This window comes from Pseudoflavonifractor capillosus, from assembly GCF_016902575.1.
Taxonomy (GTDB): Bacteria; Bacillota; Clostridia; order Oscillospirales; family Oscillospiraceae; genus Enterenecus; species Enterenecus capillosus_A.
The window spans coordinates 1-21854 of sequence record NZ_JACSNZ010000030.1 but is presented as its reverse complement, the minus strand read 5'-3'; the positions used below and the strand labels follow the sequence as shown (position 1 = coordinate 21854).

Genomic DNA, 21854 nt, shown 5'->3' with positions numbered 1-21854 from the left:
CAACCTTCGGTGAGCAGCCCTATGAGGACACCAAGACCGAGAGCGTCGGCGAGGCCCTGGGCCACACCTACGGGGAGCCCACCTTTACCTGGACAAAGAGCGAGGACGGTTACACCGCCACGGCCACCTTCAGCTGTGAGCGAGAGGGCTGCAACCACACCGAGACTGTGGACGCAGAGGTGAGTAAGGTGGAGACAGCTGCCACCTGCGAAGCGGCGGGCAGCGTGACCTACACCGCTACCGTAACCTTTGGTGAGCAGCCCTATGAGGACACCAAGACCGAGAGCGTTGGCGAGGCCCTGGGCCACAAGACCGAGCTGCAAAACGCCAAGGACGCCACCTGTACCAAGGACGGCTACACTGGCGACCTGGTATGTACCGTGTGCGGCACCGTGGTAGAGGAAGGCGAGACCATCAAGGCCACCGGACACACCCAGGAGACCATCCCCGGAAAGGAAGCCACCTGTACTCAGGACGGCCTCACCGATGGCGTGAAGTGCTCCGTGTGCGGTGAGATCCTTGTGGAGCAAGAGGTTATCAAGGCCACCGGCCACCACTATGTGGATGGCGTGTGCACCAACTGCGGAGCCAAGGATCCCAACTACGTGCCTCCCACCGAGAATCCTGATCCTGACCCCTCCACTCCCGTAGACCCCGAGCCCTCCGCTCCCGTCACCGGTGGCGATGTCACTGTGGACAACAACACGGACAATCAGATCACCGTGGGCAATGCCGACCAGGTGTTTGAGGCAAACACTGTGATCACTGTGGAGAGCGTCACCCAGGGCGTGATTTTCGATACTGTGAAGGAAGCCCTGAAGGACGTGGTGGCTGACATGAAGCACACCGCCATTCTGGACATCACCGCCACCCTGGACGGCAAGGCTGTTCAGCCCGACGGCAAGGTGCAGATGACCTTCGCCATCCCCGAGCACCTGTCTGCGGACAACCTGAAGCTGTTCTATGTCTCCGATGACGGCAAGACCACCGAGGAAATCGCCATCACTGTGAACAAGGATGCCCGCACCGTCACCGCCAACCTGGAGCATTTCAGCACCTATGTGCTGGCCAACGTGGTGGCCAGCGAGGGCGGCAAGGTGCCTCCCACCGGGGACAACAGCCAGCTGATGCTGTATGTGACTGTTCTGGCCGCTGCCGTGGTGCTGATGGGCGCCACTGTGGTGGTGTCCCGTAAGCGCAGAGGCTAAATCCAACCATATCTGAGCTCTATCGCAACACCCCTCAGGCCGGATTTCCGCCCTGGGGGGTGTACTTTTTTTAGGTGGATGGGTACAACATAAAAAAATCAAGTGCATAGTGCACAATAAACAAGGGGCATATATGAGTAACATTACAAAATTGCATAGTTTCACACAAACAGGTGCCAAGCCCCCGGTGTCTATGGTAAAATATCCACAATAGTGCCTCTCACAAACCTGTGGAGAAGAATGGAGGAATGTACATGAAAGGAAAGCGACCTGCAAAGCGTGGTCTGGCTCTGGCCCTGGCGGGCACTCTGCTGGCATCCACCGTGGTGGGAGCAGGTTTCCCGGCGGCTCAGGCTGCGGACACCGACCCCACTTATGTGAACAACGGCACATTGGCGGACAATAGTACCGCAGCTCCCGCCAAGGATGATGTGCTGCCCAACGCCAACCAGTATTGGTATCAGAAGGCTGAGCTGTCCGCCTTCTGCCACTTTGGCCCCAACACCTTCAACGAGATCGAGTGGGGCGAGCACTACGGGGACAAGACCCCCGATGAGATCTTCAAGCTGGAGACCGACTTCGACGCTGACACCATGGTCAAGACTCTGAAGGACGCCGGCTTTAAGATGCTCATCGTCACCGCCAAGCACCACGACGGCTTCTGTATCTGGAACAGTGCCTACACCGAGTACGATGTGGCCAACACCAGCTACAAGAACGGCCAGGGCGACATTCTGGCTGAGCTGTCCGAGGCCTGCACCAAGTACGACATGGACATGGGCCTGTATCTGTCTCCCTGGGATATCCATGACCCCAGCTACGGGTATTATAAGGACGAGAACAAGCAGCAGCCTACCACCAACAAGGAGGAGGACCTGCTGGACTACAACGAGTACTACAACAACCAGCTGAAGGAGATCCTCAGTAACCCCATCTACGGCAACAACGGCCACTTCCGTGAGGTGTGGATGGATGGCGCCAAGGGCTCCGGCGCCAACGCCCAGGAGTACGACTTTACCACCTGGTTCGAGACCATCCAAGAGTATGAGGGCGAAGATAACGGGGCATATGGCGCCGACTGTATGCTCTTCGGCGCCCAGGCCTACACCACCGTGCGCTGGATCGGCAACGAGAACGGCTTTGCCGCCGACGACACCTGGTCCAAGTCCACCGTGAACTACCAGAACAACACCATCGACAGCGGCTCTCAGGGCGGCTACACCGTGGGCCTGGAAAACGGCAACCAGTGGACAGTGCCCGAGTGTGATGCCCGCATCACCTCCGGCTGGTTCTGGGGTACCCAGAAGAAAACCCCCAAGACCATCACCGCCCTGGCGGATATGTACTTCCGCTCCGTGGGCCACAACGGTACGCTGCTGCTCAATGTGCCCCCCAACAACCAGGGCACCGTGGATCAGGCCATTCTGGACCGGGTCACAGAGTTTGGTCAGAATGTGAAGGACACCTTTGATGATAACCTGGCCAAGTCCGTCCAGGCCACCAGCGTCCGGGACAATGACACCGCTTTCTCCCCCATGACCACCATTGACGGCAATGACGATACTTACTGGACCACCAATGACGGCACCAACTCCGGCACCCTGCTCATCGACCTGGGCGCTGTGAAGAGCTTCGACGTGGTGAGCGTGGAAGAGGCCATCCAGAACGGCCAGCGCATCAACTCCTACAAAGTGGAGTACCGGGATGCCAACGGCAAGTGGCACGAGATGCAGTCCGGCCAGACCATCGGCGCCAAGCGTCTGGTGCGCACCGGTGCGGTGAAGGGCTCTCAGGTCCGCATCACCGTGTCCACTCCCGAGGGCAAGGTGCCCATGATCAGCGAGGTGGGTGTGTACAAGGCCAGCGACGGCTTTGAGCTGCCCGGCGCTGCTCCTGTGGGCATGAATGTCATTGACATCAGCGATGCCAACGCCTTCAAATTCGGCACCGGCTGGACCGACGAGACCGGCTCCCAGTTTGTGGGCGGCACCAACAAGTATGCCAACGCCAACTCGGAGTTCACCGTGTCCTTCACCGGCACCAAGATCTACCTGGTGGGCACCAAGGATCCCAAACACGGCCAGGCTGATATCTACATCGACGACGTAAAGGTGGACACCATTGACACCAACGCCTCCGCCCGTGCCTTGGGCCAGTACATCTATGAGTCCCCCAACCTGACCGACGGAGAGCACACCCTCAAGTTGGTGGTCAAGACCAAGGCCATCGGCATTGAGGCCGCCTACACCATCAACAACGGCGGCAAGGGCATGGTGGGCATTGAGCAGAGCCGCTACACCATGAACGAGAACGAGACCATGGAGGTCGAGCTGGTGCGTGTGGGCGGCACCAACGACAACTCCGTCACCGTCACCCTGACCCCCAATCCCGGCTCCGCCATTCAGGACGACTTCAACACCGAGCTGATTGAGACCGTCACCTTTGGCCCCGGCGAGACCGAGAAGACCGCCCGGGTGCAGACCCGCCGCAACACCAACGTCACCGGCGATCAGTACTTTACCATCGAGCTCAGCTGTGCCGATCCGGCTGTGATCCTGGGCTTCGAGGATGCTGCCACCATCACCATTAAGGATACCGAAACCGCAGCCCGTGAGGACCTGGTGGCCCTGGTGGAGGAAGAGCTGCTGGCAGAATGGTACACCCAGGGCTGGGAGCCCTATGCCCAGGCCGTTGAATCCGGTAAGGAGCTGCTGAAGCAGAGCGAGGCCACTGTGGACGAGATGGTTGCTGCCAAGCAGGCCATTGTGGAGGCCAAGGCCGATCTGGTGGAGCGGAACGGCTACACCGCCCAGGATCCCGTGCCCTTCCCCTGGCAGCCCGACTCCAGCTACACCCTGGAGGCTGAGTTTGCCCAGCTGAACAACACCGGAGACAATGAGCAGTGGCCTCTCCAGGTGGCCGAGGCCGGCTGGGCCAGCCACGGTGAATTCATCAACTGCCTGAACACTGGCGACTCCATTTCCTTCCCCTATGAGGCTGACCGCACCGGTACTTACCAGGTGGTAGCCACCTACCGCAGCGGTTCCACTGCCAACAAGCTGGCTTGGAGCGAGCCCAATGGCAAGATTACCGAGGGTTCCGTCAGCGCTGGCGCCAAGCAGGATAATGAGAGCCCCACCACCCGCACCGTCACCTTTGACCTGGTGGTGGAGGAGGCTGGCGCCGGCACCCTGGTGTTCACCGGCCCCGCCAAGAACTCTCCCCAGCTGGATAAGCTGGTGATTACCCCCAAGGAAATTACCTATGAGAAGCACGATGTCACCATCGTCTCCGGCAATGGCGGCTCCGTCACCTCCGACCTGGAGGGTGACCAGATCACCGATTGCCAGGACGTGGTGCTGACCATCGCCCCCGACGCTGGCTACCACCTGAAGAGCCTGACGGTGAACGGCCAGGCTGTCACCGTCACTGGCAACACCTACACCGTGGCCAATGTCACCGAGGACGTGAACGTCAAGGCCGAGTTTGAAAAGCACACCACTGAGCTGGAAGGCAAGGTGGATGCCACCTGCACCACCGACGGCTACACCGGAGATCTGGTGTGCACTGTGTGCGGCACTGTGGTCAAGCAGGGCGAAGTCATCAAGGCCACCGGCCATAACTATGTGGACGGCGTGTGCACCAAGTGCGGCGCCAAGGATCCCAACTATGTGCCTCCCACCGAGATTCCTGATCCCGATCCCTCTACGCCTGTGGGTCCTGAGCCTTCCACTCCCGTAGACCCCGAGCCCTCCGCCCCTGTCACCGGTGGCGGTGTCACTGTGGACAACAACACCGATAACCGGATCACAGTGGGCAATGCCGACAAGGTGTTTGAGGCAAACACTGTGATTACCGTGGAGAGCGTCACCCAGGGTAAGATCTACGACACCGTGAAGGAAGCCCTGAAGGACGTGGTGGCTGACATGAAGAACACCGCCATTCTGGACATCACCGCCACCCTGAACGGCAAGCCCGTTCAGCCCAACGGCAAGGTTCAGATGACCTTCGCCATCCCTGAGAACCTGTCTGTGGACAACCTGAAGCTGTTCTATGTGTCTGACGACGGCAAGACCACCGAGGAAATTGCCATCACTGTGAACAAGGACGCCCGCACTGTCACCGCCAACCTGGAGCACTTCAGCACCTATGTGCTGGCCAACGTGGTGGCGGACAAGACCGACAGCGGTGTGCCTGGCACCGGCGACAACAGCCAGCTGATGCTGTATGTGGCTGCCCTGGCCATTTCTGTGATGCTGATGAGCGCCACCGTGGTGGTGTCCCGCAAGCGCAGAGGCTAAGATCTAAGCCATACACCAACAACAAAAAGTACCCCCCAGACCAGGAAATTGGTCTGGGGGGTACTTTTGTGGGCAATGATGAAGGGGAGGAGACCCGCTACGGCATCCCCGGGAGGTGCTAGGGGATGGCTTGCCTTTTTCCTAGAAATATGCTATGATATATAACAAGGTTAAATCTCCGCAAAAGCGGAACAACGAGGTAATTTTTTATGTGTGAATTTGTTGCACCAAAATTGGAAGACCGCCAGTGGGCGGCTCCCCTGTTTCAGAAAACCGGCAGCATGGGCTGTCAGTTCAACTTCAACAGCATGTATCTGTGGAGCGGGGCCTATCCCCAGGAATACTGCCGGGTGGGTGACCGGGTGGTGGTGCGCCTGCTGGGCGGACTGGGGGAGAGCTTCCTGTTCCCCCCGGGAACCGGCCCGTTGGCGCCTGCTTTGAAGGTGATGGAGGACAATGCCAAGGCTCTGGGCGTACCCCTGGTGATGGTGTGTGTCACCCCCGACCAGAGGCAGCAGCTGGAGGCGGAGTTCCCCGGCCGGTTTACCTTTGAGGAAGACCGGGACAGCTTTGACTATGTGTATGACATTGAGAAAATGGCGGACTTGCCGGGGAAAAAGCTGCACCAGAAGCGCAACCACATCCGCCGCTTTGACGACAACAACCCGGACTGGATGTTCCACCCCATCACCCGGGAAAATTTTCAGCTGTGCCTGGACATGGAAAAGGAGTGGGCCAACCTGCGAGACGCCAATGAGGACAAGAGCCTGAGCGCCGAGACGGTGGCCATCATTGAGGCATTGTACCACATGGACGAGTTGGAGATGGAGGGCGGCGTTATCACCGCCGGTGGCCGTCCGGTGGCCTTCTCCCTGGGCAGCCTCACCACTCCAGAGTGCTTCAACGTCCACTTTGAAAAGGCCTTTGCGGACATTCAAGGCTCCTACCCCACCATCGCCCGGGAAATGGCCCGGATGGTGCGGGAGCGCCACCCCCAGGTGAAATGGCTCAACCGGGAGGATGATTTGGGGCTGGAAGGGCTGAGAAAAGCCAAGCTGTCCTATTATCCTGAACTCCTTTTGGAGAAATACACCGTGCGGGAGGCAGACCATGTCTGAGTGCAGAGTGGCCCTGCCCCAGGAGCGGGAGCAGACCCATGGACTGTGGCAGCAGGTGTTTGGAGACACCCCTCAGGCCCAGGAGGTGTTTTACGCCCAGTGTGCCCCCCAGGGGCCGCTGGTGCTGGTGGAAGATGGTCAGGTGGAGAGTATGCTGGCCCTCACCCCGGTATCTCTGGCTGTGCCTGGAGGAACGGTGTGTCGGGGCACCTATCTATACGCCCTGGCCACCAACCCCAAGGCTCGGGGTAAGGGCTGCGCTGCCCGACTCATAGACTACGCCGCCCAGTATACTGCCCAGCAGGGCCTGGACTTTGTGTGTACGGTCCCGGCCCAGCCATCCCTCTTTGACTTTTTTGGCAAAAACGGCTTCTCCCCCGCCTTTTATCACCAGCGCACCCCCCTGCCCCAGCCCCAGGCCGGGAAGCTGGAGAAGATCAGTCCCCAGGACTATGTGACCCTGCGGGAGGAGCTGCTGGGAGGCATTCCCCATATTGTCCACACCTCTGGCCAGGTGGCCTTTGAATCTCAGCTCCACGGCAGCTGCTATCGCCTGGAGCTGGCCCACGGCCCAGCCTGCGCCGTGGTGGAGGATTGGGGGGATCACTGCATCGTCAAGGAGCTTTTGTGCCTGCCCGGTGACGAGGAAGCGGGTGGCCGTGCCATCTCCCACCTGTGCCAGGGCCGTGGCGAGCTGCGCACCCCCTGCGGACGGGCGGACGGGCTGCCCTTCGGCGCCCTGCGCTGGCTCTCTGAGCCCCCTGCGGCCTGGCAGCAGCTGGCCCGGGGGTATCTGGGTCTGGCTCTGGATTGATAGAATATACAGAAATTCTGCATAAAAATGAATACGTATTCACTCATATCCAGTCATATTGGATAAATATAGGGAAAATTCCGGTTTCCTCTTGCATTTTATTCATCCAAGCGGTATAATCAGGGCAATCAACCACCCCGGATGGGGATGAAAGACATGGATTAGAGGAGACGAGTGAATATGAAGGTTTGGAAAAAGATCGCAGCCATGGCTATGGCCATTGGCATGGTGGCCTCTCTGGCTGCCTGCGGCGGCAACAGCAACAAGGAAGCTGCCGACGACAACGGTTTGAAGACGGTGGAGAGCGGCAAGCTCATCATGTCCACCAACGCTCAGTTCCCCCCCTATGAGTCCGTGGCCGACGGCGAGGGCTATGAGGGCACTGGCTTTGAGGGCATCGACGTGGAGCTGGCCTATGCCATTGCTGAGAAGCTGGGCCTGGAGCTGGTTATCGACGACATGGATTTTGACGCTGCCCTGATGGCTGTGCAGAACGGCCGCTCTGACGTGGTGCTGGCCGGTCTGAGTTACAGCGAAGAGCGGGACGAGACCATGGACTTCACCACCAAGTATGCCACCGGTGTGCAGGTGGTCATTGTCAAGGAAGGCTCTGACGTGACTCTGGACAACCTGGGCGATGGCAAGCTCATCGGCACTCAGCGTGGCACCACCGGCTACATTTACGCCTCCGACACCCCCGAGAATGGCGGCTACGGTGAGGACGCTGTGAAGGGCTTTGACAGCGGCGCCACCGCCGTGCAGGCTCTGGTCAACGGCCAGGTGGATGCCGTTATCATCGACCAGGCTCCTGCTGAGGAGTTTGTGGCTGCCAACGAGGGGCTGACCATCCTCTCCGGCGAGTGGGTCACTGAGGACTACTGCATCGCTGTGGCTGAGGGCAACACCCAGCTGCAGGAGGCTGTCCAGAAGGCTCTGGACGAGCTGATTGCCGACGGCACTGTGGACTCCATCATCAACAGCCACATCAAGGCCGACTAACACAAGTACACAAAAGAGTCGGAAAGGGGCGGTTCCCACCGCCCCTTTTCCGGCATGTTATAGAAGTAGAGGAGTGATCGTATGGGTATTGACCAGCTGTATCAGACCTGGGTCGAGATCCCCAAAGGGGACGTCAGCTTTTTGCAGGACGCTTTCCTGAAATTTTACCGGGCCTGGTTCATGGAAGACCGGTGGATGATGTATTTCAAGGGGCTGGGCATGACCATCCAGCTCACCGTCATCGCCCTGTGCATCGGCGTCTTTCTGGGCCTTTTGGTGGCCACCATCCGCACCGCCCACGACCAGCAGCGCCCGGGACACCACAACCCCCTGTTGGGGCTGGTCAACGTCATTTGCCGGGTGTATGTCACCGTCATCCGGGGCACTCCCATGCTGGTGCAGCTGATGATTATGGGTCTGGTGATCTTTTCCACCACCCGGGATCTCACCATGGTGGGTGCTTTGACCCTGGGCATCAACTCGGGCGCCTACGTGGCAGAGATCATCCGGGGCGGCCTGATGAGCTTGGATCCGGGCCAGATGGAGGCGGGCCGTTCCCTGGGGCTGGGCTATGTGGACACCATGCGGTTTATCGTCATTCCCCAGGCTTTTAAGGCCATTTTACCCGCCCTGGGCAACGAGTTTATCGTGCTGCTCAAGGATACCTCCCTGATCTCGGTGATTTCCGGCAAAGAGATCATCTACTTTGCCCAGGCCATCAGCAGTAAGACCTATGAGGCCATGTATCCCCTGCTGATCTCCGCTGTCATGTACCTGATTATGGTACTGATCTTCACCTGGCTCCAGGGCAAGCTGGAAAGGAGGCTGCGTCAAAGTGATCGACGTTAAAAATTTATCCAAGTCCTTTGGCAAGCACTTGGTGCTGGACAACCTGAGCCAGCACATTCACCCCGGGGAAAAAGTGGTGGTCCTGGGCCCCTCGGGGTCGGGCAAGTCCACCTTCCTGCGCTGCCTGAACCTGCTGGAGACCCCCACCGCCGGCACCATTACCTTTGACGGGGTGAATATCACCGACCCGAAGTGTGACATCGACGCAGTGCGGCAGCAGATGGGCATGGTGTTCCAGCACTTCAACCTGTTCCCCAACATGACCATCCGGAAAAACATCACCCTGGCTCCCGTGCGCACCAAGAAAATGAGCCAGCAGGAGGCGGACGACACCGCCACCCAGCTGCTGCGCCGGGTGGGGTTGGAGGAGAAGGCGGATGCCTACCCCAACCAGCTCTCCGGTGGTCAGAAGCAGCGCATCGCCATTGTGCGGGCCCTGGCCATGCGCCCCAAGGTGATGCTCTTTGACGAGCCCACCTCCGCCCTGGACCCCGAGATGGTGGGTGAGGTGCTGGACGTGATGCGCCAGCTGGCCGACGAGGGCATGACCATGGTGGTGGTCACCCACGAGATGGGCTTTGCCCGGGAGGTGGGCAGCCGGGTGCTGTTCATGGACGGGGGACACATCCTGGAGGAGAACAAGCCCCAGGAGTTCTTTGCCAACCCCCAGCATCCCCGCACCATTGAGTTTTTGTCCAAAGTTCTGTAAATTTCTACCCCTTCTGTGGGCCATCTGGCCAACAGAAGGGGTTTTTATTTGCGTGACGGGGTATCTGCAAGCCACAGCGTTTTGTTGGGCCCAATGCTCCTGGAAAAAGCGAATTGTGAAAATTCACAAATTTGGTATAGCACACCCGCTCCGGGTGTGCTATACTATCCTCATGATTACTCTTGGCAATGGGAGGTTGTTCCCAATGAAGAAAAGCGAACTCACGGTCCAGATCATGTTAGGCGGCCCGTCCAAGCGGATGGGTACCGATAAAGCCCTGGTCACTCTGGGCGGGAAAACCCTGCTGGAGCGGGCGGTGGACACCTGGAAAGACTACGGCTGCGGCGTACAGCTGTCCGTGGGAGCCCCGGAGCGGAAGGCTCTGGCCCCTGCAAATACCTTGGCTGTGGCGGATATTTACCCCGACCGTGGCCCTCTGTCCGGACTCCATGCAGGTCTGCGGGCCTGCGAAACCTCCTGGATGCTGCTGGTGGGAGTCAATTTCCCCTTCCTCACCCCTGCCCAGGCAGATGTGCTCCGGGACGCCATTGGCGACGCTGATGCCTGTGTGTATACCATAGACGGCGTGCCTCAGCCCCTGTTCGGCGTGTACCGCAAGCGGTGTATGTCCTATGCCGAGACCATGATGCTCAACGGAGACTACGACATCCACAACCTGCTGAACTGGGTCAACACGGTGTACATCCCCTTGGAGGATACCGCCCCCTTCCGCAGCGTGGACACCCCTGCTGACCTGGAAGAGGCCCAACGTCTGATCTGACAGATACATACAAAGAAAGTAAAATTTCGGCCCCCTTCCCAAGATATATGGGAAGGGGGCCATTGTATTTGAACAAGTTGTGGAAAACTTTGTGGAAGTTGTGGAAGCTGTGGAAAACTGCCTCAGGCCACCCCAGCAAAATTATGCCCATGGGAGAGGGGGCGGTAGACGGTGCGGTACATGGTGATAAAGCACAGGAAGCCGCAGATGAATTGGGACACAGCCTCGGCGATGAACACTCCGTTCACCCCCCACAGGTAAGCCAGCAGTACCGTGAGAGGGGCGTTGATGACTGCTTTGCGGAGGATGGAGAAGAAAATGGACTTCTTGGCCTGGCCCAGCCCCACAAAAATGGACTGACTGGAGATCATCAGGGCCATGAAAACGAACATGGAGAAGTATACCCGCAGGGCGGGGACACCGGCCTGGAGCATCTGGGCATTGTCGTTGAAGATGCGGATCAGCAGTCCGGGCACCAGCATATTCACCAGCCAGATGAGGGCGGAATAGCCTACTGTCACCGCCACCGCAAAGCGAATGCCCACGCACACCCGCTTGTACTCTCTTGCCCCGTAGTTATACCCCAGCACCGGCTGGACCCCGCTGCCAAAGCCCTGGATCAGCATGAAGGTGACCTCCCGCAGGGAGTTGATGACGGTCATCACCCCCACATACAGGTCGCCGCCGTAGATGTGCAGCACCTTGTTGCACACGATCTGCACCAGGGAGTTGGTCAAGCTGGTGAAAAAGCCGGACAGGCCCAGGGTGATGATACGGCGCAGGTGGGCCCACCGAGGCCGTAGGTGGCAGGGGCGCAGGGGGAGGAGAGACTGTTTTCCGGTGAGGAAGCTGAGCACCCACACCGCCGAGCAGGCCTGGGCGATGATGGTGGCCAGAGCGGCACCCTTCACTCCCATGTTCAGCCCGTAGATCAAAATGGGGTCCAGCACCAGGTTTACCACCGCCCCCAGCATCACAGTGAGCATTCCCTTATTGCCAAAGCCCTGGGCATTGATGAAAGGGTTCATGCCCAGTCCCACGGTGACAAAGGGGGTGCCCAGCAGATAGATGAAAATGTAGTCCCGGGCGTAGGGAAGCGTGGCGTCACTGGCTCCGAAGGCCACCAGAATGGGCTTCAAAAAGGGCAGAGTGAGCAATGGGATAGCGAAGCCAAAGCACAGCAGCAGGGTGAGGGTGTTGCCAGTGATGGTGCTGGCCAGCTCGTTCTCCCCCTTGCCCCGGTAGATGGAGCACAGGGGACTGCCGCCCATGCCGCCCAGGTTGGCAAAGGCCATGACGATGGTAATGAGAGGGAGGGTCAGTCCCATACCGGTGAGGCTGGTGTGGCCCACCCCGGGGATATGGCCGATATACATCCGATCCACCAGGGAGTAGAGAATGTTCACCACCTGGGCCACCGTCATGGGTATGGCGATGGAGAGGATGTTTTTGGACATGGAGCCTTGAGAAAAGTCATTTTGTGCAGGGGTCACGGGACATTTCCTCCAAACGACAGAGAGTTTAGTGCAGCAGGGTGTTTTCCTGGGTGGTCTGGCCCAGATTGTCCTGAGCGGAGAAATATTGCTCCAGGATGGAGGCGGCCAGGGAGGCCAATTTGCTGCCGGAGGCGCCTTTCTCCGCCACCAGGCACAGGGCTACCTGGGGATCGTCAAAGGGGGCGAAGCAGACAAAGACGGCGTTGGCTTCGGTACCCGACACCTCGGCAGTACCCGTCTTACATCCCACCGTCACAGGCAGTTTGGAGAAGTACCGGGCCATGGAGGCGGTTTGGGACAGGTCATACATACCCTTCTTCACCGCTGCCAGGTCCTCGGGGTCAATGTCAATGGTGGCCGCCAGCTGGGGCTCATACTCGTACACCACCTGGGAGTAGTCGCTGGATTTCACCTCTTTGAGCAGGTGGGTCTCGTAGCGGTTGCCTCCGTTGACCAGTGTGGCCACGTAGTTGGCCAGCTGGATGGGGGTGAACTGGTTGTTGTCCTGACCAATGGCCGCCGACAGGGTCTGACCGGCGTACCACACGCCACCCAGCTTCTCTGTGGTCTCAGGCCCGGCCACGGTACCCTTGGCCTCGGGCAGCTCGATACCGGTGTACTGGCCCAGGCCGAAGGCGGTGGCGTACTTCACCAGGTTCTCAATGCCCAGCCGTCGGCCCAGGTCGTAGAAGAAGATGTTGCACGAGTCGGTGATGGCCTCGCTCACCGTCTCGGTGCCATGGGAACCGCCCTGATTGTAGATCCAGCACCGAGGCCGATAATCCGGGTAGTAGGTGTAGACGCCGGAGCAGTAGGTGGTGTCGGTGGGGGAGATGATCCCCTCGGACAGACCGCCCACGGCGGTGACCATCTTAAAGGTGGAGCCGGGGGCGTAGACGCCCTGAGTGGCCCGGTTGAGCAGGGGTTTGTTGGGGTCTGCAATGAGGTCGTTGTAGTTTTCCGTGTAGGTGGACAGGTCATAGGTGGGGTAGGAGGCCAGGGACAACACGCCCCCGCTCATATCCACCACCACCGCAGCGGCACCGGCAGGGGTGTCCAGACCCTGGACAAAATCCCCCAGCAGCTGCTCGGTGTGGGCTTGTAAGGTGCTGTCCAGGGTGAGCACCACATGGTTGCCCGGCTCCGGCTCGGTCTTCCACTGCTGGCTGATCACCGTCCCGTTTTCGTCCGTCTCCAGCAGCCGGATGCCGCTGGTGCCGTGGAGGTAGTTCTCAAAGGCCAGCTCCACCCCGTCCTTGCCCACATAGGCGTTCATGGGGTAGTTCAACGCCTGGTAGGTGGGCCACTCCTCAGCGCTGATCAGCCCCACCCGCCCCAGCACATGGGGGGCGGCGGTGGTGTTGTACACCCGGCTGGTGGCGGAGACGATGGACACACCAGGCAGCCCCAGCTCCTTGACCCGGGTGATGAAGGTGATGGACACATCGGTGGCAAAGGTATAGGTGTTGTAATTGATCTGTTTTTGCCGCAGTACCACCTCATAGAGCACCCCCAGCAGCTGCCGCACCTGGGGAGTGATCTCCTCCGTCTCCACCGAGAAACTCTCGCACATGGCCTCCATCAGCTCCTGAGCGGTGAGGTTGGCGCTGGCGGCGCTTTCCACCCAGTCATACTCCTCTGCCAAGCGGCCCAGCTGGGTGGGCAGGATCTTCTCCTCACCATCCTCCCCCTGGGAGATGTAGGCAAACAGGTTGTCGTCCTTGGTGTATTTCCAGGGGGCCTGCTGGGAGATGGGCAGGGTGTCCGTCCACGTCACCTCCTCCTGCTGGCATAGCTCCAGCAGCTGGGAGATGATCTGGTTGGCGTGATCGCCCATCAGGGAGATGTCCAACTCCACGGAATAGCTCAGAGCGTTGGACACCAGCACCCGGCCATACCGGTCCAGGATCTCACCTCGGACCCCGTTGACCGTCTCGGACTGGGTGACGTTGTAGTTGGCGTTGGCCCGCCACTGTTCCCCCTCCACCACCTGCAAACGGTAGAGCACGGTGAAAAAGCCCAAAAGAAGACAGGCGAAGAACACCATCAGCAGGGTGGAACGCACCCGCAGACGATGTCCTTCGTCCTCTGTGTGGGTATCTTTGTTGTTGGAGTAAAAGTCAATAAATCTACTCATGATACATCCTTCCGTAATGGACACAGCAAAACCGATTCATACCGTACACGGGAAAGGCCCACACCAGGGTGACCAGAGCCTCCCCACCGGCCAGGGAGAGAACCACCGGCAGGGGTGGGGAGAACTGGGTGAGCACCCACAGCATTTGAGATGCCTCCCACAGTCCCAGCAGTATCACGCAACAGATCACGTGGCCCCACAAGTCCTGGCGCAGCACATACTGCCCCAACAGGCCGCACAGCCAGCCCGTCAAACACAGCACAGCCACATGGCCCCAGTTCCCATGGCCCAGGGTGAGCAGCAGCAGCCCGGAAGCCACGCCCAGACCGGCTCCGAATCGGCCGCCCTCCAGGCAGCCCACCGCCACCGTGCATACCGGCAGCAGCAGGGGCACAGGCAGCGGGGTGAGGGGCAGAACATAGTAGTTCATGAGGGCCAGCAGCACCAGAGTGATGCCGTAGGCCAGCACTTTTAAGACGATATCACGGCGGGTCAAAACGGCACCTTCCTTTCAGGAAATGAATAATGAATAGTGAATAATGAAGAATGCATGTTCGATGGTATGTCTTTCTACCAGAGTAACGGCGTACTCCAAAGGCTCCCCTGAGTCAGGGGAGCTGTCAGCCGCCAGGCTGACTGAGGGGTTGACGCTACCCAAGTGTCAACAATCCCTCCGGCCTGGCAAAGCCCTCTAGTCTCTGCATCTGAATAAAATCCGTGCCGCTTGCGGCACACCACAATTATTCATTATTCATTCAAATAAGTTTCCCCAAACAGTGCCCAGGTGGAGCAATCGGTGATTTTCACGTCCACAAACTGGCCCACCAAGCTCACATCCCCGTTGAGGTGTACCAGGCGGCCGCCGGGGGTGCGGGCATTGAGGTTGTTGCGGGGGTCTTCGCTCTCCCCATCCACCAGGCAGTGCTGCACGGTGCCGATATACTCCTGGTGCTTTTCCAGGGAAATGCGGTTCTGAGCCTCCACCAGGCGGTTGAAGTTGGCGGATTTCTCCTCCTTGCTCATGGGATCCTCCATCTCAGCGGCGGGGGTACCCTTGCGGGGGGAGTAGATGAAGGTAAACAGAGCGTCGTAGCGCACCTCTTCAATGAGGGAGAGGGTGTCCTCAAACTCGGGAGTGGTCTCCCCGGGAAAGCCCACGATGACGTCGCTGGTGAGCACCACGTTGGGGATGCGCTGCCGCAGGGCATACACCTTCTCCAGATACTGCTCCCGGGTGTAGCGGCGGTTCATGGCGCTAAGCACCCGGGTGTTGCCGGACTGGAAGGGCAGGTGGATGCAGGGCGCTACCTTTTCACAGGCTGCCATGACGTCAAAGAGGCGTTCGGTGGCGTCCTTGGGGTGGCTGGTCATGAAGCGGAGGAGAAATTCTCCGGGGATGGCGTTGGCCTGCTCCAGCAGGGTGGGGAAATCCATGCCGGTGCCCAGATCCTTGCCGTAGGAGTTGACATTCTGGCCCAGCAGGGTGATGTCTTTATACCCCTCTGCCACCAGCTGCCGGATCTCATTCAAAATGATCTCCGGCTCCCGGCTGCGCTCCCGGCCCCGGGTGTAGGGGACAATGCAGTAGGTGCAGAAATTGTTGCAGCCGTACATGATGGACACCCAGGCTTTGATCTTGCCGGAGCGGCGCACGGGCAGGCCCTCGGCGATGGCCCCTTCGGCGGGGGCAGTCTCAAAGACCCGGCCCCGGCGCAGGTAGATGCGGCGCATAAACTCGGGGAAGCGCCACAGCACCTGGGGGCCAAACACCAGATCCACATGCTGATAGGACTGGCGCAGCCGCTCCACCACATGGGGCTCCTGGGCCATGCAGCCGCACAGGCAGATGATCTGGTTGGGGTTGCGCCGCTTGCCGTGGACCAGGGCGCCCACGTTGCCAAACACCCGCTGCTCGGCGTGTTCCCGGATGGCGCAGGTGTTGATGAGGATGAGGTCGGCGTTGTCGCCGCTGTCCACGATCTCGTAGCCCATCTCGCACAGCATCCCCCGCAGCAACTCCGAGTCCGCCTCGTTTTGCTGGCACCCGTAGGTGTCCACAAAGGCGGTGGGGGGAGCGGCGTGGGCGGCGTTGATGGCCCGGATCTCCTGACAATATTTCCGCTGCCGGGCTACATCCTGGGCGGGGATGACGGGGGTTTTTCTCTCCATGGGGAGTTCCTCCAGTATACTAAAATTCATAACAAAGCATTATATCACGGAAATGCCGTCAGAACAAGACGAAAGGACACATTCCTCTCCCCTTTCGTCAAGTTCCAGGTCTTAGTCGTTGACAGTGGGTTGTCAAAGTGATAGAGTAAAGCAAATTGTGTCCCATCCATCCCTGCCTTTTGTGAACAAGGAGATCTTTTATGTTACACACCGCAGACACCCTTCGGCAGGCCCTTCTGCGCCGCTGCGGCGGGGCAAAGGTGGTTCTGCCTGCCGCTGTGCTTCTCCACGCCCTGGTGGTGGCCCTGGTGGCCCAGGTCATCGTCCACCAGAGCGCAGCTTCCATGCTCCCTGCCCTGGCCTCCGGCTGGTTTTGGTGCACGGTGGGGCTGCTGGCGCTGGTGACAGGACTTGTCACCTTTTTCACCCGTACCATTGTGGCCGGCGCCGTTCTCACCGGGGTGGCCCCCACCATTATGGTGTTTTGCAGCTATTTCAAGGCGCTGATCACCTCGGTGCCCCTGACCATCCAGGACTTTCTCCTCATTGACCAGCTGGGTGACATCACCGAGCTGAACGCCTCCTCCATCCATTTCTCCCCCCTGAGTCTGGGGTGCATCCTGGTTTTGGTGGTGTGGCTAATCCTGGTATCTCTGCTGCTCTACCCTGTGCGCCTGGAGCGCAAGCCTAGCCTGTGGGCGGGAGCGGGCTGTACCGCCGCTCTGGTGCTGGTGTACGGGGTGCTGGCCAACGTGATTTTCTTCGCCCCCCTGGGGGTAGGCATCGACCAGAAGCTGTCCCAGGCCGCTGTGAACCGGGAGACCGGGGTGTTGCTGGGCCTGTGGCGGGGCACCCTGAACCAGGTGTACATGGCCTTCCACGAGGGTTCTGCCACCCCTGAGGAGCTCCAACAGGCTGCGGCCCAGGCCCTGGAGCTGGCAGAGGGCGAGTCGGACACCCAGGTGGACAAGCAGCCCAACATCATCCTCATCCTCTCGGAATCCTTCTTTGATGTGACTCAGCTGCCCGGGGTGGCCTATGACGGAGACCCCCTCTCCGCCTTCCATGACCTACAACGGGAGGGAATATCCGGCACTTTTTATACCCGCAGTTTAGGATATGGCACCTGCAACATCGAGCTGGAGATCCTCACGGGGATGAACACCGGTCTTTTGTGGGGGGAGGATCTGTACAACATGGAGCCGGAGGTGTTCTCTCGCCTGCCCTCGGTGCCCTCGGTACTCTCAGACAACGGGTACTCCACCACCATGGTACACATGTACAACGACTCCATCTACCACCGCACCCCCATGTTTGAGGCCATGGGCTTTGACAAGAGCTACTTCCAGGAGGACTTTGCCGCCATTGACCCCAAGGCTGGGGATGAAGGCTACCTGGAGGAACAGCGGCAGGGCAGCTTCTATTCGGATTCCTACCTGTCCCAGCTGCTCATAGATCTGTATGAGAAGGGAAAGGGGGACAGCCCCCAATTCCTCTACGGTATTTCCATGGAAAATCATGCCCCCTACGACAGCACAAAATACAGCCCTGAGGAGCTCACTGTCACCTTCCAGACCAACCTGAAGGGTCAGGCCCGGGAGATGCTCCAGGCGGTGTGTCAAGGCTCCCACGATGCCAGCCAGGCCCTGGGGGAGCTGGCTGACTACTTCCGGGAGCAGGAGGAGCCCACCATCATTGTCTTCTTCGGAGATCACCGGCCTGGGGTGGGCCTCACCGACGGTGGCACAGTGTACTCCAAGCTGGGGATGTGCTCGGCGGATTACAGCCGCTGGTCCAGCCAGGAGATGAAGGAGTTGTACTCCACCGACTATCTCATCTGGTCCAACGACCCGGAGTATCTGCCCGGTCAGCCCGGGGACACCGTGGACCGGGGCACCAACTATCTGGGGGTGGATTTGCTGAACATGGCTGGGGCGGAAAAGCCGGTGTACTGGAAGCTGCTGCAAAACCTGTCCCACACCCGGCTCAACGACACCTGGGTGTACGGTCTGGCCCAGGACGGCACCTTGTCCTATATGCCCCCCGACGAGGGGGAGGACGGGGAGAAGCTGAGGCTTTTGAGCACCCTGCTGGACGACACCCTCTACGGGGAACGAATTACCACCCCAATTTTGGGGCAAATCTCGCCTTGACACCGGTTGGAAAACGTGATACAGTGGCACTAATCTGCTGAGACGGAGATGAGTACCCTGGAGCCGGGGCGTGAGAGAGAGGATGGTTGGTGCAAATCCTCCGATGGCCCAGTGGGAAGGCCCTCCCGAGCTGTGACCCCAACGGGAAACCCAGTAGGCGTCACCGGCCCCCGCCGTTATCGGGTGAGAGTGCGCACAGGTTTGTGCGAATTCAGGTGGAACCACGGACATTTTGTTCGCCCTGAGCCGCTGGCTCAGGGCGTTTTTTCTTGGGTCAGCAACCAACGAATGAAGGAGTGTAGCACATGAAGAACACCGAGAAAACCATGGAAAAGATCGTCAATCTGTGTAAGGGCCGTGGCTTTATCTTCTCCGGCTCTGAGATCTACGGCGGTCTGGCCAACACCTGGGACTACGGCCCCCTGGGTGTGGAGCTGAAGAACAACGTCAAGAAGGCCTGGTGGAAGAAGTTCGTCCAGGAGAACCCCTACAACGTGGGCCTGGACTGCGCCATTCTCATGAATCCCCAGGTGTGGGTGGCCTCCGGCCACGTGGGCGGCTTCTCTGACCCCCTGATGGACTGCAAGGAGTGCAAGGAGCGCTTCCGTGCCGACAAGGTCATTGAGGACTGGTGCCAGGAGAACAATTTTGAGCTGGGCAAGCCGGTGGACGCCATGAGCCAGGCTGAGATGAAGGCCTTTGTGGACGAGCACCAGATCCCCTGCCCCTCCTGCGGCAAGCACAACTGGACGGACATCCGCCAGTTCAACCTGATGTTCAAGACCTTCCAGGGTGTCACCGAGGACGCCAAGAACACCGTGTATCTGCGTCCTGAGACTGCCCAGGGCATCTTTGTCAACTTCCAGAACGTCCAGCGCACCACCCGCCGCAAGCTGCCCTTCGGTGTCTGCCAGATCGGCAAGTCCTTCCGCAACGAGATCACCCCCGGCAACTTCACCTTCCGCACCCGTGAGTTTGAGCAGATGGAGCTGGAGTTCTTCTGCACCCCCGGCACCGAGCTGGAGTGGTTTGCCTACTGGAAAGATTTCTGCCACAAGTGGCTGCTGGATCTGGGCGTGAAGGACGAGAATCTGCGCCTTCGTGACCACGACCCCGAGGAGCTTTCCCACTACTCCAACGCCACCACCGACTTCGAGTTCGTCTTCCCCTTCGGCTGGGGCGAGCTGTGGGGCGTGGCCAGCCGCACCAACTTCGACCTCACCGCCCACCAGAACACCTCCGGCAAGGACATGACCTACTTCGACCAGGAGAAGAACGAGCACTATATCCCCTATGTCATCGAGCCCTCCCTGGGCGCTGACCGTGTGACTCTGGCCTTCCTGGTGGACGCCTACGACGAGGAAGTGGTGGGTCAGGACAAAAACGGCAAGGACGACGTGCGTACTGTTCTGCGCCTCCACCCCGCTCTGGCCCCCTACAAAGTGGCTGTGCTCCCCCTGTCCAAGAAGCTGTCTGACAAGGGCCGGGAGATCCAGGCCGAGCTGTCCAAGTACTTTATGGTGGACTTCGACGATGCCGGCTCCATCGGCAAGCGCTATCGCCGCCAGGACGAGATCGGTACCCCCTACTGTGTCACCGTGGACTTCCAGACCGTGGGCAGCGACACCGAGGAGGCCGACCACGCTGTCACCGTTCGGGACCGTGACACCATGGAGCAGGTGCGTGTGCCCATCGACCAGCTGAAGGCCTGGCTGGACGAAAAGCTGGCCTACTAAGACAATTCATCCATGGAAAAGACCGGGAGACGGTGCTGTCTCCTGGTCTTTTTTCAAAAAGCTTGCCTTTTTACTGTGTCTCAGGCGTAGCTTTTCCCCTGGCGAGGAGAGACGCGCTCCGCTGGGGTCCATTTTGACTGGCCAAAATGGACGAAAAGCCACTTAGGGCGTTCCCCCCTAAGGACCTCCCTGGGGTACGAGGCTGGAACTGCGTCAAGCCTAGGTTCGGCCCGTCACCCTTGCTGTGGCTCCTGTTACTGCTACCACACCAGGCTATCCTGGCAGCTGGCCCTATGGCTGGGCAGTTTCCATGTCCGGGCCTACCCTGGCCAAGCGGCGTTCCCGCCGCCGGGAGCCAGGCTTCCGATAGCTGGGAACAGCGGCGCACCAGAGTAAGGCCCTGGCAATAGAAGTACACACCAGCAGAGAAGTGAATCCAAACCATAGAACGGCAAGCCATCTATGTGACCCCACCGGGCTAAGGGCTGAAAAGAGAAAGACGCAGGGACACCTAGTACCGCGGGGTGGATTCCACAAGGCGGGGGAAGGCCCCGCCTTTGGCGATTCTTTCCCCCATTTCTCCACGTGGGAGAAATGGGGCCCAGCGGAGCGTCCCCCGGCTGGGGCGCTGGTCTGCGCCAAGGATAAGGGAGCGGGAGAGCTGACACAGAATCCTGTGCCAGATTTTTATTACGACACAAAATCTTGTGTTACGTAAATTTTTAAAACTTTTTTCAAAAAAGGTGTTGACATTTGGGGAGAAAACGGCTATACTATCCCTTGCCCTGTTGGGTACGACTTACGGCGGCATAGCTCAGTTGGCTAGAGCATACGGTTCATACCCGTAGTGTCATGTGTTCGAATCACATTGCCGCTACCACCCGGAGAGGCGGCAATGGCCGCCACTCCGGGAACCCAACCTAGCGCCCGCTGTGGGCAACAATGGCCCGTTGGTCAAGCGGTTAAGACACCGCCCTTTCACGGCGGTAACACGGGTTCGAGTCCCGTACGGGTCACCATATATGGAGGCTTAGCTCAGCCGGTAGAGCGCTTGCTTCACACGCAAGAGGTCACAGATTCGAGTTCTGTAGTCTCCACCAGAAAATCCTGAATGCAAATGCATTCAGGATTTTTCTTTTCTGCTTTTTATTCATAAGGCTTTCCCCCAACACAGCTTGCCACGCCCGGAAACCAGGGCAATGCCAGGCAAACGGCGGGGTGGATAGGAGTCTCAAAAGACAGAGAAAAGGCACCGCAGAAGGGGTTCTGCGGTGCCTTTAGCGTGTCGAAAAAGTTCGACACGCTTCTCAAAAATGCAAGCATTTTTTCGAGGAGATGCAGCCCGCTGCATGCATCCTTGGGTCAAAGGGCGACCCAAGGCCAC

At 59.3% G+C, this 21854-nt stretch carries 14 protein-coding genes, 3 tRNA genes and 1 other annotated feature; of the genes, 13 read left to right on the top strand and 4 right to left on the bottom strand.

The genetic code is table 11. The features are described 5' to 3' along the window. From H9X86_RS08955 to mobA, 8 genes are all read left to right on the top strand, one after another. Positions 1–1208 (top strand): hypothetical protein (locus tag H9X86_RS08955; protein ID WP_346011457.1); only part of this gene is annotated, 1208 nt, incomplete at its 5' end. A 254-nt stretch (positions 1209–1462) separates the two neighbouring features. Beyond that, positions 1463–5509 (top strand): alpha-L-fucosidase, encoded by a 4047-nt coding sequence (locus H9X86_RS08950; RefSeq protein WP_243416907.1) that lies wholly within the window; start codon positions 1463–1465, stop codon positions 5507–5509. 209 nt (positions 5510–5718) lie between these two features. Beyond that, positions 5719–6627, top strand: a complete 909-nt coding sequence (locus H9X86_RS08945; protein WP_204901191.1) for a DUF2156 domain-containing protein — start codon at positions 5719–5721, stop codon at positions 6625–6627. Further along, complete coding sequence (locus H9X86_RS08940; protein WP_204901190.1) at positions 6620–7441, top strand: GNAT family N-acetyltransferase; 822 nt, start codon at positions 6620–6622, stop codon at positions 7439–7441. The genes H9X86_RS08945 and H9X86_RS08940 overlap by 8 nt, the downstream gene beginning before the upstream one ends. Before the next feature lie 180 nt (positions 7442–7621). Beyond that, positions 7622–8440: an ABC transporter substrate-binding protein gene (locus H9X86_RS08935; RefSeq protein ID WP_204901189.1), complete on the top strand. Its 819-nt coding sequence runs from the start codon at positions 7622–7624 to the stop codon at positions 8438–8440. 81 nt (positions 8441–8521) lie between these two features. After that, positions 8522–9289: an amino acid ABC transporter permease gene (locus H9X86_RS08930; protein WP_204901188.1), complete on the top strand. Its 768-nt coding sequence runs from the start codon at positions 8522–8524 to the stop codon at positions 9287–9289. Then, positions 9276–9998: an ATP-binding cassette domain-containing protein gene (locus tag H9X86_RS08925; RefSeq protein ID WP_204901187.1), complete on the top strand. Its 723-nt coding sequence runs from the start codon at positions 9276–9278 to the stop codon at positions 9996–9998. The genes H9X86_RS08930 and H9X86_RS08925 overlap by 14 nt, the downstream gene beginning before the upstream one ends. A gap of 205 nt (positions 9999–10203) precedes the next feature. Next, positions 10204–10779: a molybdenum cofactor guanylyltransferase gene (gene mobA / locus H9X86_RS08920; protein WP_204901186.1), complete on the top strand. Its 576-nt coding sequence runs from the start codon at positions 10204–10206 to the stop codon at positions 10777–10779. 122 nt (positions 10780–10901) lie between these two features. Here the strand turns inward: mobA and H9X86_RS08915 are convergent, their stop codons facing one another. The 4 genes from H9X86_RS08915 to miaB all read right to left on the bottom strand — a co-directional run bounded on the left by H9X86_RS08915 (position 10902) and on the right by miaB (position 16581). Continuing rightward, a complete protein-coding gene (locus H9X86_RS08915; protein WP_346011456.1) occupies positions 10902–12272 on the bottom strand; it encodes an MATE family efflux transporter in 1371 nt (456 codons plus the stop codon). Between the two features lie 28 nt (positions 12273–12300). Further along, on the bottom strand, positions 12301–14412 hold the full coding sequence (locus H9X86_RS08910) for a penicillin-binding transpeptidase domain-containing protein (RefSeq protein ID WP_204901185.1): 2112 nt from the start codon (positions 14410–14412) through the stop codon (positions 12301–12303). After that, a complete protein-coding gene (locus H9X86_RS08905; RefSeq protein WP_204901184.1) occupies positions 14405–14908 on the bottom strand; it encodes a hypothetical protein in 504 nt (167 codons plus the stop codon). The genes H9X86_RS08910 and H9X86_RS08905 overlap by 8 nt, the downstream gene beginning before the upstream one ends. 251 nt (positions 14909–15159) lie before the next feature. Continuing rightward, positions 15160–16581, bottom strand: coding sequence for a tRNA (N6-isopentenyl adenosine(37)-C2)-methylthiotransferase MiaB (gene miaB / locus H9X86_RS08900; protein ID WP_204901183.1), 1422 nt, complete (start codon positions 16579–16581; stop codon positions 15160–15162). Between the two features lie 200 nt (positions 16582–16781). Between miaB and H9X86_RS08895 the strand changes: the two genes are divergently transcribed. From H9X86_RS08895 to H9X86_RS08875, 5 genes are all read left to right on the top strand, one after another. Further along, complete coding sequence (locus tag H9X86_RS08895; RefSeq protein WP_204901182.1) at positions 16782–18734, top strand: LTA synthase family protein; 1953 nt, start codon at positions 16782–16784, stop codon at positions 18732–18734. Positions 18735–18764: 30 nt separating this feature from the next. Continuing rightward, positions 18765–18981, top strand: a binding site (T-box leader). 58 nt (positions 18982–19039) lie between these two features. Beyond that, positions 19040–20470, top strand: coding sequence for a glycine--tRNA ligase (locus H9X86_RS08890; RefSeq protein ID WP_204901181.1), 1431 nt, complete (start codon positions 19040–19042; stop codon positions 20468–20470). Between the two features lie 803 nt (positions 20471–21273). After that, positions 21274–21350 (top strand) — tRNA-Met (locus H9X86_RS08885). Positions 21351–21414: 64 nt separating this feature from the next. Continuing rightward, positions 21415–21489 (top strand) — tRNA-Glu (locus H9X86_RS08880). 5 nt (positions 21490–21494) lie between these two features. Next, positions 21495–21570: transfer RNA gene (locus H9X86_RS08875), tRNA-Val, on the top strand. The last annotated feature ends 284 nt before the right edge of the window (positions 21571–21854 follow it).

Coding starts and splice junctions, on each gene's coding strand:
- H9X86_RS08950 (WP_243416907.1), top strand. CDS start 1,463: ATGAAAGGAAAGCGACCTGCAAAGCGTGGTCTGGCTCTGGCCCTGGCG.
- H9X86_RS08945 (WP_204901191.1), top strand. CDS start 5,719: ATGTGTGAATTTGTTGCACCAAAATTGGAAGACCGCCAGTGGGCGGCT.
- H9X86_RS08940 (WP_204901190.1), top strand. CDS start 6,620: ATGTCTGAGTGCAGAGTGGCCCTGCCCCAGGAGCGGGAGCAGACCCAT.
- H9X86_RS08935 (WP_204901189.1), top strand. CDS start 7,622: ATGAAGGTTTGGAAAAAGATCGCAGCCATGGCTATGGCCATTGGCATG.
- H9X86_RS08930 (WP_204901188.1), top strand. CDS start 8,522: ATGGGTATTGACCAGCTGTATCAGACCTGGGTCGAGATCCCCAAAGGG.
- mobA (WP_204901186.1), top strand. CDS start 10,204: ATGAAGAAAAGCGAACTCACGGTCCAGATCATGTTAGGCGGCCCGTCC.
- H9X86_RS08910 (WP_204901185.1), bottom strand. CDS start 14,412: ATGAGTAGATTTATTGACTTTTACTCCAACAACAAAGATACCCACACA.
- miaB (WP_204901183.1), bottom strand. CDS start 16,581: ATGGAGAGAAAAACCCCCGTCATCCCCGCCCAGGATGTAGCCCGGCAG.
- H9X86_RS08895 (WP_204901182.1), top strand. CDS start 16,782: ATGTTACACACCGCAGACACCCTTCGGCAGGCCCTTCTGCGCCGCTGC.
- H9X86_RS08890 (WP_204901181.1), top strand. CDS start 19,040: ATGAAGAACACCGAGAAAACCATGGAAAAGATCGTCAATCTGTGTAAG.